At 57.8% G+C, this 16,051-nt stretch carries 16 protein-coding genes; 12 read left to right on the plus strand and 4 right to left on the minus strand.

Annotation, left to right across the window (positions count from 1 at the left end; translation table 11 throughout):
- The first annotated feature begins 64 nt into the window (after positions 1 to 64).
- The 10 genes from ACOFKT_RS04220 (at position 65) to ACOFKT_RS04265 (ending at position 11,450) form a co-directional block, all read left to right on the plus strand.
- Positions 65 to 1,075, plus strand: a complete 1,011-nt coding sequence (locus ACOFKT_RS04220) for an SDR family oxidoreductase (RefSeq protein WP_419806177.1) — start codon at positions 65 to 67, stop codon at positions 1,073 to 1,075.
- The gene (locus ACOFKT_RS04225) at positions 1,075 to 1,563 is read left to right on the plus strand and encodes a vitamin K epoxide reductase family protein (RefSeq protein ID WP_419806178.1); all 489 of its coding nucleotides are present in this window, start codon (positions 1,075 to 1,077) and stop codon (positions 1,561 to 1,563) included. Before ACOFKT_RS04220 ends, ACOFKT_RS04225 begins: the two co-directional genes overlap by 1 nt.
- Positions 1,563 to 3,983 carry a glycoside hydrolase family 15 protein gene (locus ACOFKT_RS04230; protein WP_419806179.1) on the plus strand — a complete coding sequence of 807 codons (2,421 nt, stop codon included), beginning with the start codon at positions 1,563 to 1,565 and terminating at the stop codon, positions 3,981 to 3,983. Before ACOFKT_RS04225 ends, ACOFKT_RS04230 begins: the two co-directional genes overlap by 1 nt.
- 37 nt (positions 3,984 to 4,020) lie before the next feature.
- On the plus strand, positions 4,021 to 4,905 hold the full coding sequence (locus tag ACOFKT_RS04235; protein WP_419806180.1) for an aquaporin: 885 nt from the start codon (positions 4,021 to 4,023) through the stop codon (positions 4,903 to 4,905).
- 54 nt (positions 4,906 to 4,959) lie between these two features.
- Positions 4,960 to 6,714 carry a GMC oxidoreductase gene (locus ACOFKT_RS04240; protein WP_419806181.1) on the plus strand — a complete coding sequence of 585 codons (1,755 nt, stop codon included), beginning with the start codon at positions 4,960 to 4,962 and terminating at the stop codon, positions 6,712 to 6,714.
- A 243-nt stretch (positions 6,715 to 6,957) separates the two neighbouring features.
- Positions 6,958 to 7,650 (plus strand): lipid-binding SYLF domain-containing protein, encoded by a 693-nt coding sequence (locus tag ACOFKT_RS04245; RefSeq protein WP_419806182.1) that lies wholly within the window; start codon positions 6,958 to 6,960, stop codon positions 7,648 to 7,650.
- An 80-nt stretch (positions 7,651 to 7,730) separates the two neighbouring features.
- Positions 7,731 to 8,189, plus strand: a complete 459-nt coding sequence (locus ACOFKT_RS04250) for a hypothetical protein (RefSeq protein WP_419806183.1) — start codon at positions 7,731 to 7,733, stop codon at positions 8,187 to 8,189.
- Positions 8,190 to 8,214: 25 nt separating this feature from the next.
- Positions 8,215 to 9,201 carry a mechanosensitive ion channel family protein gene (locus ACOFKT_RS04255; RefSeq protein ID WP_419806184.1) on the plus strand — a complete coding sequence of 329 codons (987 nt, stop codon included), beginning with the start codon at positions 8,215 to 8,217 and terminating at the stop codon, positions 9,199 to 9,201.
- Positions 9,202 to 9,272: 71 nt separating this feature from the next.
- Positions 9,273 to 10,166, plus strand: coding sequence for a transporter (locus tag ACOFKT_RS04260; protein WP_419806185.1), 894 nt, complete (start codon positions 9,273 to 9,275; stop codon positions 10,164 to 10,166).
- Positions 10,167 to 10,223: 57 nt separating this feature from the next.
- A complete protein-coding gene (locus tag ACOFKT_RS04265) occupies positions 10,224 to 11,450 on the plus strand; it encodes a DUF2254 domain-containing protein (protein ID WP_419806186.1) in 1,227 nt (408 codons plus the stop codon).
- Between the two features lie 16 nt (positions 11,451 to 11,466).
- On the opposite strand, the gene ACOFKT_RS04270 is transcribed toward ACOFKT_RS04265, so the two are convergent.
- Together ACOFKT_RS04270 and ACOFKT_RS04275 are read right to left on the minus strand one after the other, a co-directional pair.
- Positions 11,467 to 12,897, minus strand: a complete 1,431-nt coding sequence (locus ACOFKT_RS04270; protein ID WP_419807103.1) for an ATP-binding protein — start codon at positions 12,895 to 12,897, stop codon at positions 11,467 to 11,469.
- On the minus strand, positions 12,894 to 13,160 hold the full coding sequence (locus tag ACOFKT_RS04275) for a hypothetical protein (RefSeq protein ID WP_419806187.1): 267 nt from the start codon (positions 13,158 to 13,160) through the stop codon (positions 12,894 to 12,896). Before ACOFKT_RS04275 ends, ACOFKT_RS04270 begins: the two co-directional genes overlap by 4 nt.
- Before the next feature lie 88 nt (positions 13,161 to 13,248).
- On the opposite strand from ACOFKT_RS04275, the gene ACOFKT_RS04280 reads away from it, so the two are divergent.
- Entirely contained in the window at positions 13,249 to 13,656 is a 408-nt protein-coding gene (locus tag ACOFKT_RS04280) for a MerR family DNA-binding protein (RefSeq protein ID WP_419806188.1), read from the plus strand.
- Positions 13,657 to 13,723: 67 nt separating this feature from the next.
- Positions 13,724 to 14,890, plus strand: a complete 1,167-nt coding sequence (locus ACOFKT_RS04285) for a permease (protein ID WP_419806189.1) — start codon at positions 13,724 to 13,726, stop codon at positions 14,888 to 14,890.
- A gap of 1 nt (position 14,891) precedes the next feature.
- Here ACOFKT_RS04285 and ACOFKT_RS04290 read toward each other — a convergent pair whose 3' ends face one another.
- Positions 14,892 to 15,254, minus strand: coding sequence for a hypothetical protein (locus tag ACOFKT_RS04290; RefSeq protein WP_419806190.1), 363 nt, complete (start codon positions 15,252 to 15,254; stop codon positions 14,892 to 14,894).
- Between the two features lie 56 nt (positions 15,255 to 15,310).
- On the minus strand, positions 15,311 to 15,835 hold the full coding sequence (locus ACOFKT_RS04295) for a cation diffusion facilitator family transporter (protein ID WP_419806191.1): 525 nt from the start codon (positions 15,833 to 15,835) through the stop codon (positions 15,311 to 15,313).
- Between the last annotated feature and the right edge of the window lie 216 nt (positions 15,836 to 16,051).

Raw genomic sequence — 16,051 nt, forward strand, 5'->3', positions numbered from 1 at the left:
ATGCTTTCGAGCATCGAATAGCTATCGGAAAGCACGTTCGTTTCCTCGAACGTCGGGAAACATCATGTCAAAAGCACTTGTAGTTGTTGTGACAGGCTCCTCGGCGGGCTTGGGACGTGCGATCGCCCATGGATTTGCCAAGCGTGGGGCTTACCTCGGTCTCATTGCGCGCAACCCTGATGCACTACAGGCCGCAAAGGAAGAATGCGAGGCGCTTGGCGGCAAAGCGCTGGTTCTGCCGGTGGACGTGTCTGACTCCGAAGCTGTCGATGCGGCGGCGAGTAAAGTAGAAGAAGAGTTCGGCCCTATCGACGTCTGGGTGAACGACGCGATGGTAAGCGTCTTCTCTCCTGTTAAGGAGATGGAGGCTTCCGACTACAAACGGGTCACGGACGTTCTGTACCTCGGATTCGTTCACGGCACCCTGGCCGCCCTTAAACGAATGCTTCCTCGCGACCGGGGCGCCATCATTCAGATAGGCTCGGCGCTTTCCTACCGTTCGATTCCGCTGCAATCTGCTTACTGCGCCTGCAAACATGCGATCAATGGCTTCACAGATTCGCTCCGGTGCGAACTTCACCACGACAAGAGCAATGTGAAAGTTACTGCGGTGCAGATGCCCGCAATGAACACCACGCAGTTCGATTGGGTGAAGAACCGGATGCCCAACGATACGCAGCCTGTTCCGCCGATCTACGAACCGGAGCTGGCGGCGGAAGTAGTAGTGGCTGCCGGATTGGCGAAGAGTCCCCGTCGCGAGTACTGGGTTGGCACCCCAACGGTCGCCGCAATTGTGGGTCAGAAATTCATTCCCGGGCTTTTGGATTTGTACCTCGGCAAAACGGGGTATAAGTCGCAGCAGATTCCCAACGAACCGAAAGACCCGAACGCGCTGAATAATCTTTACAACTATGTGCCGGGCAAGCACAGCGCGCGCGGTAAGTTTGCGGATCGCTCCACGATGACCAGCATGGAGGTGGCTGTTGTTCTGCACCGCAACCTGTTTGCGGTTGGGGCTGCTGTGTTGCTGACTGCAGTGGGTAGCGCAATGGTGGCGAAGCGGAGAATATCCTGATGCCGCCTACAGAATCGGTCACTCCATCGCCACAAAAGGACGTGGTGCTCACCGCGGCCTGCTGTAGTGCGATCGCAACCCTGGTTCCGATCGCGCTGTACCAAACGGGCATGCTGTCCGGCCTGCCTGAACCACCGGCTCCGATCTTCGATTCGGAGCGAATCACTTCCTACAAGGCCGCTCATCCTCTTGGAGTGCCTGACGCCCTTCTTGGACTTGCGAGTTTCGGAACCACTCTGACGCTGATCCTGCTCGCAAAGCGCAGCCCTGGAGCCCGAAAGCTTCTCGGCGCAAAGCTGTCACTCGATGCGGCTGCTGGTGCCTTCAACGCCGGGCGACAGGTCGTGAGCTTTGGCAAGCTTTGCTCTTGGTGCACCGGGACCGCGATTGCTGCTGGCGTGATGGCGTACGCGGGCCGGAACGTCATTGAGGAAAGCTGGCGCGACGCTACCCTCGCGGTGAGGTCTGCTTACAAAGAGAGGGACTGATGGACAAGGGGATTGAAAAGCACGACACGACCCAGCCCAAAGATGTCCGAAAGGCCCACGGCAAGCCCGGCAATGAGCCCACCTGGTCTTCGGGTGCAAAGACTCTGGTCGGCACTGCAGCATCTGCCCGCAGCCGCATCTGGTACACCGTCGGACAAGGTGTTCTGAATGAAATCTATTTCCCAGATGTAGATCAGGCCAACACTCGCTCTGTCCGATTCCTCGTAACGGATGGTGAGGCTTTCTTCTCTGACGAGGAGTGGGATGCGGAGCACACGGTCACGTGGTTGGCTGCCGGCGTTCCCGGTTGTCACATCGAATCGCGGTGTAAGGCCGGACGTTACATGCTCGTGAAAGACATTGTGACGGACCCGGTGCGGGATACGCTGATCATGCGTGTAAGCTTCAGAACTCCGCAGGCAGAGCCTGACTTGAAGCTCTACCTGTTCGCGGAGCCACAAATGGGTGATCGCGGTGCAAATAATGACGCGTGGATCGGGCAGTACAAGAGTGTCACGATGCTGCTGTCGCAACGTGACCGCACGTGCCTGGCGATTACCTCACAACCCCCCATGCTGCAGACAAGCTGTGGGTACATGGGTGTCTCCGATGGCTGTACTGCGCTTTCAAAGTTCAAAGAGCTTCCAGATGCGAACTCCGCTCCAAAAGGCAATGTCGCCCTGACCGGGGAAATTGACTGGAAGACTTCAGGCGAAAGCTTCACGATCTCGCTCGCGTGCGGATCAGACCCCGCGGAAGCTGCACAGCAGGCCCGGGCCGGTATTCTCGAGATCGGTGACAAGACTTGGGCTTTGTTCGAAAAACTCTGGAAAGAGCAGCAGTCGGAGTACGCCGACATCGAAGACCTGTCAGGTCACACGCTCGATATGTACCGCGTCAGCACGACGGTCCTTGAGACGCATCAGTCCAAGCGCTTTCCCGGTGCATTCGTGGCCAGCCTGTCATTGCCCTGGGGCTTTGACCGATCCGATGCGGACATCGGCGGTTACCACGTGCTGTGGCCGCGGGACATGGTCGAGACTGCCATGGGTAAGCTCGCAAGCGGCGACGCCCGCTCAGTTCGCTCAACCCTCTTCTATCTAGCGTGCACCCAGGATGCCAACGGAGGCTGGAGTCAGAACATGTGGCTTGACGGCACCATGCATTGGGGTGCCATCCAGATGGATGGGATGGCGCTGCCGATCCTATTGGCAGACAAGATCAGGCAGGAACACGCACTGGACGGATACGACCCAGGACCCATGGTCCTTGGAGCTGCAAGCTTTCTGCTGAAGCAAGGTCCGGTGTCGCAACAGGGACGCTGGGAGGCAACGGCCGGATACTCGATCTATACGGTTGCAACGGAAATCGCCGCTCTGCTTGCAGCTGCAGACTTCGCGGAAGCAACGAACGAGACGGCGAAGGCCAGCTTCCTGCGCGACACCGCAGATGCCTGGAACGACGCAATCGACGAGCTGACGTATGCCACAGATACATCGCTGGCAAGAGAACACGGCGTGAGCGGATACTACATGCGCGTCACCCCGCCAGAGATCATCGAGCATAAAGAGGTTGGGAGCTTGTTGATCAAGATGCCCAATCTGCCGTTCGGAAGCAAGCACCAGAAAGCCATCGATATCGTGAGTCCCGATGCACTCGCACTGGTACGCTACGGCCTGCGCTCCGCCGACGATCCAAGGATCCTCGATACGATCACGATCATCGACGCGACCCTGAAACGCGAAACGAAGACGGGTCCTGTCTGGGTGCGGTCGAGCAAGGACGGATATGGCGAGCATGCTGACGGCAGCCCCTTTAATAAGACCGGAATCGGTCGCGGATGGCCCTTGCTCGCCGGTGAGCGTGCCCACTACGAAATCGCTGCCGGCAATCGCGAGTACGCGCTCGAGCTCCTGCGCACCATGTCGCGACAGACTAGCCAGGGCGGCATGATCCCAGAACAGGTCTGGGATGCGGAGGATATTCCGGAGCGATTCCTATTTAATGGGCACCCGGCAGGCTCGGGCATGCCGCTCGTGTGGGCACATAGCGAGTACATCAAGTTGTTGCGTTCGCTTCATGGTGGCGCTGTTTGGGACATGCCCACACAGACCGTTGAACGGTATCTACACCGGAAGCAAACCGCTGGCTTCCAGATCTGGACCACAAAGCAACGTCGCTCATGGCTCGTCCCCGGAAAAGACCTCCGCGTTGATCTGGATGCACCTGCAAGCGTCACCTGGACTGCAGGGGAGCAAACGGGTTCCGTCACAACTTCCGACACCGGCTTCGATCTCCATTCGGCAATGTTGCCTCTTTCGAGCTTGTCTCTCGGAATGAAAATCCATGTGAAGATCGCTCCCTCCAAGCAGGACGGAGATCTGAAGTCTGATTCGTTCTCGATCCAATTGCGTCCGTGATCTCAGGAGGTACGTTCCGGGCAGTACAGGAGAGTCGTTGCACACTGCAGACAAACGCGAGGCAGAAATCGGAAAGCGAACGGCCGTCGCCGCGTTCACGCGTGATTGGCCTCTTTACCTTTACGAAGGTGCGGAACTCGCCATTTTCATGATCTCCGCCTGTGTCGCTACCGTCGTGCTGTTCCATCCTGGCTACCCCGCCCTGCAGCTGCTTCCGAGTGCCATTCTTAGAAGACTGCTCATGGGCATCGCCATGGGACTCACGGCGGTGCTCATCATCCACTCCCCGATGGGCAAGCGCTCCGGAGCACACTTCAATCCCGCGATTACGCTGACCTATCTGCGTTTGCGCAAGATTGCCTCCTGGGATGCGGTCTTCTACGTGACATTCCAGTTTGCAGGTGGAGTTGTCGGCGTAGGTGTCTCGGCCCTGTTGCTGGGCGGACAGCTTGCCGACCGTGGAGTCGATTACGCGGTAACGGTTCCCGGGCAGTACGGAACAGCCGCTGCCTTCGCTTCGGAGTGGTTCATGGCGTCTCTTCTGATGGGCGTGGTGCTCTTGACATCCAATCGCCCGCGCCTCGCTCCATACACAAGCTACTTCGTTGGCGTTCTGATCATGTTGTACATCCTGCTGTTCGCTCCCGTTTCCGGCTTCAGCATCAACCCGGCACGCACGGTTGGCTCGGCTGTGTTTGCGCACCTATGGACGGCTTTATGGGTGTACTTCACCGCGCCGTTGCTCGGAATGCTGGGCGCCGCGGAGCTCTATCTCAGGTCCTACGGCCCGGATCGCATTCTTTGTGCGAAGCTGCACCCTGATCCGCGTTATCCCTGCCCGTTCCTCTGTCACTATCCCTTTCATCAGCATTCATCTGGTACCTCGGGCCACGGCTTCACCGATGTCTCATCGTCCACATAATGCAACAAAGCCACGCGAGGCGTGATGATCTCGCCCTCAACTTGGAGGTACTTCATGCAATACGACGCAATCGTGATTGGCACGGGAGCTGGTGGAGGCACATTGGCGCTCCATCTGGCGAAGGCCGGCAAGAACATCCTCGTCCTCGAGCGTGGTCCTTTCATGCCGCAGGAGAAACTGAACTGGGACACGCAGGCCGTCTTCCTCAATAACCGCTATCACACAAAAGAAACCTGGCAGGACAAGGACGGCAAAGACCTCCATCCGCAACAGGCGTACTACGTAGGCGGCCAGACAAAGGTATACGGCGCCGCCATGTTCCGCATGCGTGCCGAGGACTTCGGCGTCATCCAGCACAAGGGCGGCATCTCTCCTGCGTGGCCCATCTCCTACGCCGACATGGAGCCGTACTACACCCAAGCAGAGGAGTTGTTTCACGTACACGGGGATCTGGGGACTGCACCGGCCGTTCCCGGTGGCTTTGGCTCTTCCTTTGACCCGACGGAGCCGTTCCATTCCAAGAAGTATCCGTACCCCGCATTCGCCAATGAGCCCCGCATGCAAAGCATTGAGAACGATGTTCGTAAATTCGGAATCAATACCTTCCCCATACCGCTTGGCCTGAAGCGGAACGAGGCCGATCCGCTCGCTTCCAAGTGCGTGCGTTGCGATACTTGCGATGGTTATCCGTGTCTCGTTCACGCCAAATCGGACGCTGACATCAACTGCATTCGCGAAATCATGCACCTGCCCAACGTCACGCTGATGACGAACTCCCGCGTGACGCGCTTGATCACGAACGCCGCGGGCACGGCGGTGACCGCTGTCGAGGTGCTGCACTCAGGCTCCGGAAAGCCCTACGGAAGCGCGTCGGATCCTTCGGAAACCGACGCTCCGTCACCATCGAAGAATGGAAAGACAGCGACCTACACCGCCGGCTTCTTCGCAGTCTGTGCGGGCGCAATCAACTCTGCCGTCCTTCTACTCGCTTCGGCAAACGACAAGCATCCGACCGGGCTGGCGAACAGCTCAGACCAGGTTGGCCGCAACTTTATGTACCACCAAGCCGATGCGCTGCTTGCGCTTTCGACCGAGCGCAATGAAGACTCTTACACCAAAACGTGGGGCACGAACGACTTCTACTTTAAGGACAGCGACCCTGCCTATCCGTTTCCGCTTGGACAGGTACAGCCGGTGGGCAGCTTTCATTACGAGATGATGAAGGGCGATGCGCCGCCGCTCACACCGGGGTTCGTTTTGGAAGGCATGAAGCACCATGCGGTGCCGTGGTGGTTGACCACAGAAGATTTGCCTGCGGCGGAAAATAGGGTCACGCTGCACAACACGACGCCGCTCTCGGTAGAGAGCCTGCAGCCGGGGCTGGTGGGTGCTCATCCTTCTGGGGACACAGGCCGCACAAACGAATCGGAGCCCGTAACGGACAACGCTCCCCACCGTATCCAGCTCTCGTATACGCCGAACAATGTGGAATCGTTTGACCGCTTGAAGGACCGCTGGGTCGACGTTCTGAAGAAGTCGGGTCATGCAACGACACACGTTCCGCTGCATGCTTACTTCAAGAAACGTATCCCGTTGGAAGGCGTAGGTCACCAAAATGGAACGTGCCGCATGGGAGATGACCCCGCAAGCAGCGTGCTCGACCCATTCTGCAAGGCACACGATCTGGACAATCTCTACGTGGTCGACGCTTCGTGCTTTGTATCTGCCAGTGCGGTCAACCCATCGCTCACCATCATCGCAAATGCAATCCGTGTGTCCCATCACCTGCTGCAGGCACGTCTCAAGTGAGTGGCGGTCTGCTGATGTAAGCCTCGCGTGCGTGTCTTCTGACACGAGTTGTAGGGACATATTCAGCGTCTAACCGTTCAGAATTGATCGGCGACAAGCACGTGGAGCGAATCGTGTATGTCGTTCCCCGAACAAAAGCGTCAGTTTTGACAGCGAATACCACAAACAATGGCATCAGATTGCGTATTGGCAACTATTGAGCTCTCTGGGCGATAGACCATGCTGTCCAGTCAAGGAGACTCGATGAAAACTTCTGCTCGTCTTATTGCGCTCGTAGCGCTTTCTACTCTTCCCGCCGCCGCTCTTTATGCACAGAAGATGAGCGACCTCGCCGAGCGTTTGAGCTCAGCATCACAGGTGGTTCGTGAAATTGAGGGCGCTCCCGATGGTGGCATCCCCGATTTCATCGTGAGCAAGGCCAATTGCATCGCCGTCATCCCCAGCGTCAAAAAGGGGGCCTTCATCGTGGGCGCCTCTTACGGACAGGGTGCCGTGACCTGCCGCACGCCCCGAGGTTGGAGCGCTCCGGTCTTCATACGGCTTGAAGGTGCAAGCTTCGGATTTCAGATTGGTGGGCAGGCTACCGACCTCATTCTTGTGTCAGTGAACGACAGGGGTTTCGAGGATCTGCTTCATTCCAAGTTCAAGATCGGTGCGGACGCTTCCGCAGCGGCGGGTCCTGTGGGCCGGCACGCAGCCGCTTCCACCGACATCCTCCTGAGTGCGGAGTTGCTGACCTACTCTCGCGCAAAGGGAGTCTTCGCAGGCGTTGACCTGAATGGAGCCGTGGTGTCTCAGAACACAGATGACACCAACCTCTTCTACGGCGGCCAGGCGCAGTCTTACGGAGACATCCTGCATGGCAAAGTTCCTGTACCCAGCCCGGCACGGCGTTTTGTGAGCACGGTGGCTCGCTACTTCCATTCCACACGTTAGGATCCCGTGCATGGCCTGACGCTCGCAGCGTCAGGCCTTTGCGCTTCCGCTCCACTCAACCAACTCAGTCAGGACACCGTATGCAAGGCTCTTGGAAGTCACTTGGACTTGCCGCGCTTGCCGGGCTCATCATTGGCCTGCTCGTCGGCTTTGTCCCCACCCACTCCAGCAACACCAAGCTTGTGGAACAGAATTCTACGCTGACCCAGCAGAACAACAGCCTGCAGAGTCAACTTAACGCAGAGCGGAACCGGCTTGCCCTGAGTAATTTCGCCGTACAAGCTGGTGTGATCACGGCACAGGCTGAAGCAAACAACTATTCGCAGGCAGGCAGCAGCGCTTCCGCATTGTTCACCGACCTACGGCGCTATGTCGATGGAACTACGGACGACCAAGCGAAGCAGCAGGTGACTGAGGTTCTTGGAGCGCGGGACCGCGCAATCGCTGGTCTGGCCCAGGCCGATCCAGGAACCAAGGCCTTGCTGCAACAGATCTTCGCGAAGCTGCAGGGCGTGTCGGACTTCGCGAACCACAAGTAATACACCGCTCGCATGAGCGCGAAAGATGACCATGAACACACCGATCTTCGAACTGGTTGGTCCGACTCATAACGTGAAGTTGTTCGGCATCCGCCTGCTTGGCGTTGACGCTCAGAACGGCCGCAAACTGATTTTCACTCTTGTCTTCTTTGCCATCCTGTACGGCATCAGCAGACTGCTGCGCTTGCTTGCGAGAGGGACCAGTTCCAAGTCCAGCAAGACCGTGAGCTTCTGGACACGCCAGGGCATCAGCCTCATCACTTTCCTGCTTGGCCTCATTGGGTTCGTTTCGATCTGGTTCGACGATCCAACAAGGCTCGCGACTGGCATCGGGCTGCTTGGAGCTGGCCTGGCCTTCGCCCTGCAAAAGGTCGTCACCAGCTTCGCCGGCTATTTTGTCATCCTGCGTGGCAAGACGTTCAACGTCGGTGACAGGATCACCATGGGCGGCGTTCGTGGCGATGTGATCGCGCTCAACTTCATCCAGACGGTCATCATGGAGATGGGCGAGCCGCCCAGCGTACAAGGCGCCGATCCTGGCCAGTGGGTGCAATCTCGCCAGTACTCCGGCCGTATTGTGACAGTCACCAATGCGAAGATCTTCGATGAGCCGGTTTACAACTACACGCGTGATTTTCCATTCATCTGGGAGGAAATCCACATACCGATCTCCTACAAAGACGATCGGTATCAGGCCGAGAAGATCTTGCTCGCAGCAGCCGAGAAAGAAACAGTTCAGCTGGCCGAACTCGCGGAGGAGACGCTCACCGTTTTGGAGCAGCGCTTCTCGATCAAGAAGCTGCAACTACGACCGCAGGTCTACATGCGCCTGACCGATAACTGGGTGGAGCTCACCGTCCGCTTCCTCTGTAAGGAGCACGACATCCGTGGGCTCAAGGATCGGATGAGCCGCGAGATTATCGACAACCTAGATAAGGCAAAGATCGGCATCGCTTCTGGAACGTACGAGATCGTCGGACTTCCACCGATCCGAGTCGAGATGCAGTCTTGAAACGGATGCTGTTCAACGCCCTTCTTTTTACATCAGCAAGCGGTGCGGCGCTTGCCCAGACAGCCACCCCGGTGCCACACACCGCGGTGGCTGTCGAGAACACCAACTCCACATTTTCGCCTTCGTCAGAGCAGATGCCTCAGGCATCACCGGCACGTCCCACGGTCACGCTACCCGCGCACATTCCACCTACTGGTTATCTGCAATTCGAGCAGGGCTTCAATCAGGCAAACGACTCACCAGCAGGAACGAACGGTCAGTTCGCACTCGCGCAGACGACAAAGATCGCTTTGACTACGCGGCTTATGGTGCAGTTCATCACACAGCCCTACACATTCAATCGGGTGGCTTCTCCACCGGCAGGTGACATGCGAAGCAGCGATCCTGGGGACCTCCAGGTCGGTGGACAAGCCATCTTGCGCAAGGGCGTAGGCCCCGTTCCCGTCGTCGCGGTTGGATACATCCGTCGCGCCCGGACGGGTACGTCCGCTGACCTGGACGTAGGAAGCTACTCGCAGTCTGCTCTGGTTCTGCTCAGTGGTGATGTAAGAGGCGGGTTCCACTACGACTCGAACTTGGTCTTCAACGAGCAGAACAGCGGACCTGTGCGCCGTGCGCAGTTTGTCCAGACACTGGCTGTATCTCACCCGCTCTTCGAGGAGAGTACGGAGGGGAAGCTGGGCGGCGTTTTAGAGCTGTCGCACTTCACGCAGCCCTTTGTCGTCGCTTCCGTGTCTGGGAAACCCGTGAGCAGGGCGAACACGGCTGACCTGCTTTTCGCTGCGGTATATTCCATTCACCCGAACCTAGTGCTCGACGCAGCGTTTGAGCATGGCCTCACCTCAACATCGACGCAGTGGCAAGGGTCGTTTGGCTTCACGTATGTGCTGCCCCACCGTCTTTGGAAAGACCGCCATCCGGTACCGATCCCCGTCGGTCCGTATCGCTACCGCAACTCACGATAAGCAGCAGAAGTAGCTAAGAGGATAAAAAAGGAGATGCGAGCAGTCCTAAGCCGGTGGTTGGAGACGATTCGAACCGGCTTCTGGTTCGTACCGATGGTCATGCTTGCAGCGTCGGCAGCACTCGCGCTGCTGTTATTGCACGTGGACCGGCAACTCGATCCCGGGACCAAGTCGATGCTCGACTGGGCTTACTCCGGCGGTCCGGAAGGTGCGCGTTCGCTGCTGAGTACCATTGCGGGCTCCATGATCACGGCTGCAAGCGTAACGTTCTCGCTTGCCTCCGTTGCCCTCTCGATTGCTTCGCAACAGTATGGCTCGCGCGTGTTGCGGAACTTCATGCGCGACCGGATTACTCAGGTACTGCTGGGCACCTTCGTTGCGACGTTCATTTACAGCGTCTTGGTCGTACGCACCATCCGTGGCTCTGACTTCTCCGGTGGCTTCGTCCCGGCAATCTCCGTCACCATGGCCATTGTTCTTTCCTTGGCCAGCCTCGTCCTGTTGATTTATTTCATTCACCACGTCTCTGCGTCGATCCAGGCGTCGCGCATCATCCGTGTGATCGCGGAGGATGTCGAAGCAGCGATCCCGAAGCTCTACCCCTCTGAAACGGGTAAGGCGCTTGAAGATGCCGCTTTAACTGAGGAGATGAAGAGGCGCGGAAGCCTGACGCTTGCGTTGGAGAAAAGCGGGTACTTGCAGACCATCGATCTCGACACCTTGATGGAAGTGGCCGGTCAGAGGGATTTCATCGCCAGATTGCTGCTGAAACCGGGAGACCATGCCCTGGCCGGATCGTCGATCGCGGAGATCTGGGGAACGTCAGCGTTAGCTCCTGAAGACACCAAGAAACTGGTCGACTGTTTTTACGTGGATCGGGAGCGTACACCTGCCCAGGACATCCGCTACCAATTCCAGCAGCTCACCGATGTGATCGTGCGTGCTCTATCGCCCGGCATCAATGACCCCTTCACTGCAATCAACGGTATCGACGAACTGGCAGCAGCAATGCTCCTCTTCACTGAGCGACCGGAGATCAGCGACAAGCGGCAGGACGACAAGGGTGCACTACGAATCATCGTAAAGACGGCAAAGGCCGGGGAGCTTCTCCGCGCGACAGTTGGCCATATCGCAATCTATGCCGCTTCCGACCACTTCGTGATGGACAGGCTTCGCCGGGTTCTAACCAGCGTCAAACCACAGCTAACTTCTCCGAAAGACTTTGCCGAGGTTGAGGCCTTAACAGCAGAGTTGACGAAGCGGCAGGAGGAGTCATCCAAGTAGCGATGACTCTCACGCGTTAAGTTTGCCACTGTTCTCCTGCGGTGGCCGCCAGTTCGGTGGGCAGCCACAACATGATCGCTGTTCCTTTATGTCTGGCCTTTGTTGAGCTATAAGCCCGGATGAAGCCGCGGTGCTTATGCACGATGCGACACGAGATCCAAAGACCAAGGCCGGTTCCCCCGATCCCCTTTGTCGAGTAGAACGCATCGAAGATCTTGCCCAGGAATTCTTTCGCGATACCGGTTCCATTGTCGGCGACGGTGACGCGTACACCTTCGTCACCCGTTGACCAGCGCCTCACCTTCCGGGTTCGGATCGTCAGTGTACCTCCACCCGGCATCGCATCGACGGCGTTGCTGACCATTTTGTTCAGCACCTGCCGAATATCTCCCTCATAACAGGTCAGCCACGTGTCTTTTCCGTAGTCCTGGATCACTTCCACTCGCCTGTTTTGCAGCCGTGAGTGAAACAGGTTCAACACTTCGGCAAAGAGGAACTTCGGTCGGATGCGGGTCGGGGCTGTGCTTTGACGGTGGAAGCGCAAGGTTTGTGAAGTGAGCTGAGACGCCCTGGCAACCTCGCGATCCGCGATTTGTACGAAATCCCGAGTGCTCTGGGACAGTTCAGAGTCTTGCCCGATGAGGTAGAGCAGGTTCGTGACTGCCTCTAGCGGATTATTGATCTCGTGAGCAATGGAGCTTGCCAAGCGTCCAACCGCAGCAAGCTTCGCGCTCTCAACAAGTGCAGCGTCGGCGGTACGCTGTGCGGTGATGTCTCGTGAAACAGTGGCGAAGCCGAGCGGCTCTTCGCCCGGCCCTTTCAGCAGAAAGACGTGGTAATCCATCCAGATTGCCGCACCGGTAATGAAGTGACGAAACCGTATCTCGATTCCGGCCCGGCCTTCGCGGAGCACTTTGGGCAGAAACTCCTCGTCAATCACCTTGCGGTCTTCCGGAAAGAAGAACTCGGGCAGCGGCGTCTGTCTGAACCGGTCGAAGTCGGCGATGCCCATGATCGCTAGGGCTGCCGGGTTTCCATAAAACACCGCTCCTTGCATGTCGCACATGCCTATAAAGTCCGTCGAACTCTCCGCGAGGGCAGTCATTCGATCCTGGACGACCTTGAGCTGACGGCTAGTGTTCTTCGCGGATTTCTCCACGATGCGGAGGCGCTGCTCTTTCTCTTGAGCAGCTTCAGTCCAAAAGCGTAACTCCAGCAGTGCCGTAGCCTGGCGTGAGAGAGCCTGCAAGGCCTGGATCTGCTCAGGTGTGACTTTCTTGGGTCTTGTATCGAAGACGCAGACTGCGCCGATACGGGTACCCTCCGGTGTCACAAGCGGGACTCCGGCATAGAACCGAATGTTGAGTTGGCCCTGCACAAAGCGGTTGCCGCTCCACTGCGGATCCCCGAACGTGTCTTCCACAACAAGTGCCTCAGATTGGTTCATCGCCACGGCGCAGAAGCTTCCTTCCAGCGTGGTTTCCCGGGCTCCGATACCTTCTCGCTGAGGAACCACTGTCGTTCGGCGTTCACAAGGGTGATCATTCCGGACGATGTTCCCAGGATGCCGCAGGCAATCTGGACGATGTCATCGAAGGCAGCCTCACGTTCCTGATCGAGAATCGCGTAGCGTTCGATTGCTTCGAGCCGGGTTGAATCGACTTGTCGGTCGTTCATCTTCTTGCGCTTCCTTGCAGCGCTCAGAGGCATTCTACAAACCGCGGCTCGGATTCGACCTTCACGTTCATGGAACGTTCGCATCCTAAGCGGTGGCATATTGGAACGGGGAGATGAAGCCATGCCCTTGCGCACCAGCGAACTCGCTCGAAACGGCGGTGTCAATCCGCAAACGCTGCGCTACTACGAACGCGAGGGACTCCTCCCCGAGCCGCCAAGACTCGATTCCGGCTATCGTCTCTACCCGGAAAATGCCGTCTCACGAATCCGCTTCATCAAGCGCTCCCAGGAACTCGGCTTCACGCTTGATGAGATCCGCGACCTTCTCGCTCTCCGCGTCGACAGACAACGCGACCGTGGAGAGGTGCGAAGGATTGCGAAAAGCCGTCTTGCCGAGATTGACGCTCGAATCCAATCACTTCAGACCATGCGCACCGCCCTGGAGCATGTCGCACGTAACTGCCACGGGCATGGTCCAGCGGACGAGTGCCCCATCCTGTTGGCGATCGATTCTGCAGGCGAGCTCTGACCTTTGCTTGACCCTGTACCCGGCTACAGGCTTTAGGGTGGAAAGAGTAATAGGACCGGAGAAAGCCATGCTCACTCACATCCTCGAAGCTCTTCGCATGACCGGCATCATGGCATGGTCCATGCTGTGGGCGCTCTGCCTCGGGTTTCTTATCTCCGGAGTCGTCGAGGCAGTCGTCTCGAAGGAACAGCTGAGTAAGCTGCTCCCAGACTCGTCTCCCAAGACGATCCTGATTGCAAGCGGCCTGGGTGCGGCCAGCTCTTCCTGCTCCTACGCGGCAACGGCGCTTGCGCGAACCCTCTTCCGCAAAGGCGCGGACTTCATCGCCGCGATCGCCTTTCAGTTTGCTAGCACCAACCTTGTGGTCGAGCTGTCGGTACTGCTCGCCGTCATGCTGGGCTGGCAGTTCACCCTAGCCGAGTTCACCGGCGGACCGATCATGATCGGACTCATCGTGGTGCTTCTGCGCATCACGCTCAAGCCCGCTCTGATCGAAGCCGCGCGAAAGCAGGCACAGCGAGGGCTTGAGGGCAAGATGGAAGGCCACGCAGCCATGGACATGAGCCTGCATTCCGGCTCGTTCTGGCAGAAGCTTTCCAGCGCAAAAGGGATTACAGCAACGAGTCACTACTTCTGGATGGACTGGTACTCGCTTTGGCCGGACATCGCGGGTGGCCTGCTCATTTCCGGATGCCTTGCGGCATGGGTTCCCCAGACTTTTTGGAAAGGCCTGTTCCTGGTCGGCCACCCCCTGCTCGCCAAGTTTTGGGGACCGTTGATCGGACCCATGGTGGCCGTTCTCTCGTTCGTCTGCTCGGTCGGCAACGTCCCTCTTGCGGCCGTGCTCTGGAACGGCGGCATCAGCTTCGGTGGTGTGATCTCGTTCCTGTTTGCCGACCTCATCATCCTGCCTATCCTCAACATCTACAGGAAGTACTACGGCCTGAAGGTCGCCGCAGTTTTGTTCTTCACCTTCTACGCGGCGATGTCGCTTGCTTCTCTTTGCATTGAGTTTCTCTTCGCTGCGTTGCACCTGATTCCAGCCCACGGCGGAGCGAGTGTGATGGAGGAGCACATCAGCTGGAATTACACGTCCATCCTCAATATCGTCTTTCTCGCCATCACGGCGCTGCTCCTGTGGCTATTCCTGCGCACCGGAGGACCTGAAATGATGAGAATGATGGATCACGCCCCCGATAAGAACGACGAGACAGCACACCACCACTGCCACTGAGTCAGCTTGGAAGTTGTGGCAGGTCCTCCGCTGCACGCTGACTTGAACCGAGACTCTCGGCTTCGATGTAGATGTGGTGTACATGGGGAAAACGGCTGCGCACACGCGCTTCGATCCGATCGATACACGTCTGGATTCCATCGCGATGGAGCGCTTTTGCGAAGCGAATGTTCATCGTCAACAAAATGCTTTGGGGCCCGAAATACATCGTGAGCGGATAACCGACAACTTCGACTCCGGGTTCTGCCTGCGCCAAGGATCGTATAACGCGCAGCGTCGATAGATCGGCTCCCTCGCCAACCAGGAGAGCTCTGCTTTCTACAATCAAAAGCAAGGCCACGCCAATGAGGGTGACACCGATCACGATGGCTGCGATCCCGTCCGCCAGATGCCAGTGGAGGACTTGATCTAAGAGCGTGCCTACGAACGCGATCGCAAGACCACCAGTGCCGCGCTGTCCTCGATGATCACGGTAAAGGTCGCTGGGTTCTTGCTTGCGTGAATCGCCTTGAGCGATGCGGGAACGTCCTCGGCACGTTGGAACTCCCGACGGCCCACGAAGAGCGAATAGCCTTCAAGAAGGGCTGCCACGGCCAGGGTGACGTAGTTCCAAAGAATGTTTCGGATGGGTTCGGAATGCCGCACGTGCTCGATCCCGTCAAAGATGGACAGACCCCCGCCCACGAGAAAGATGAAGAGGGCAACCAGGAGGGTCCAGAAATAAAGCTCCCTGCCGTACCCGAACGGATGCGTTTCGTCCGCGGGCTGATTGCTACGGTGAAGTCCAAAGACGAGCAGGGAGCTGTTCCCCGCGTCCACCAGCGAGTGAATGCTCTCCGACAACATAGCCGCCGACCCGTTGAAGAGAAACGCCGTCAGCTTCGCTGCTGCAATCGCCAGGTCAGCAACAACAGCCGTCCACACCGCCTTGCGTGAGGAGCTCATGCCCCGAAGCTGCTCTCTATCGTGGTAGCGGCGAATACCGACGGTACATCTCGATTGAGAAAATGTGCGTCTGCAGCGTGGCTCATGGTGAACCTGTCAAGGTTGCTGGATTACTTCTGGCCCACATCGTCTGATGCGAGAGAGATTGGCTTTCTTTGTCGAGCGGAAGACAATACCCGCTCGCACAGAATGAGGATTAATCAACGCTTGCAGAGC

Source organism: Terriglobus sp. (assembly GCF_965201105.1).
Taxonomy (GTDB): Bacteria; Acidobacteriota; Terriglobia; order Terriglobales; family Acidobacteriaceae; genus Terriglobus.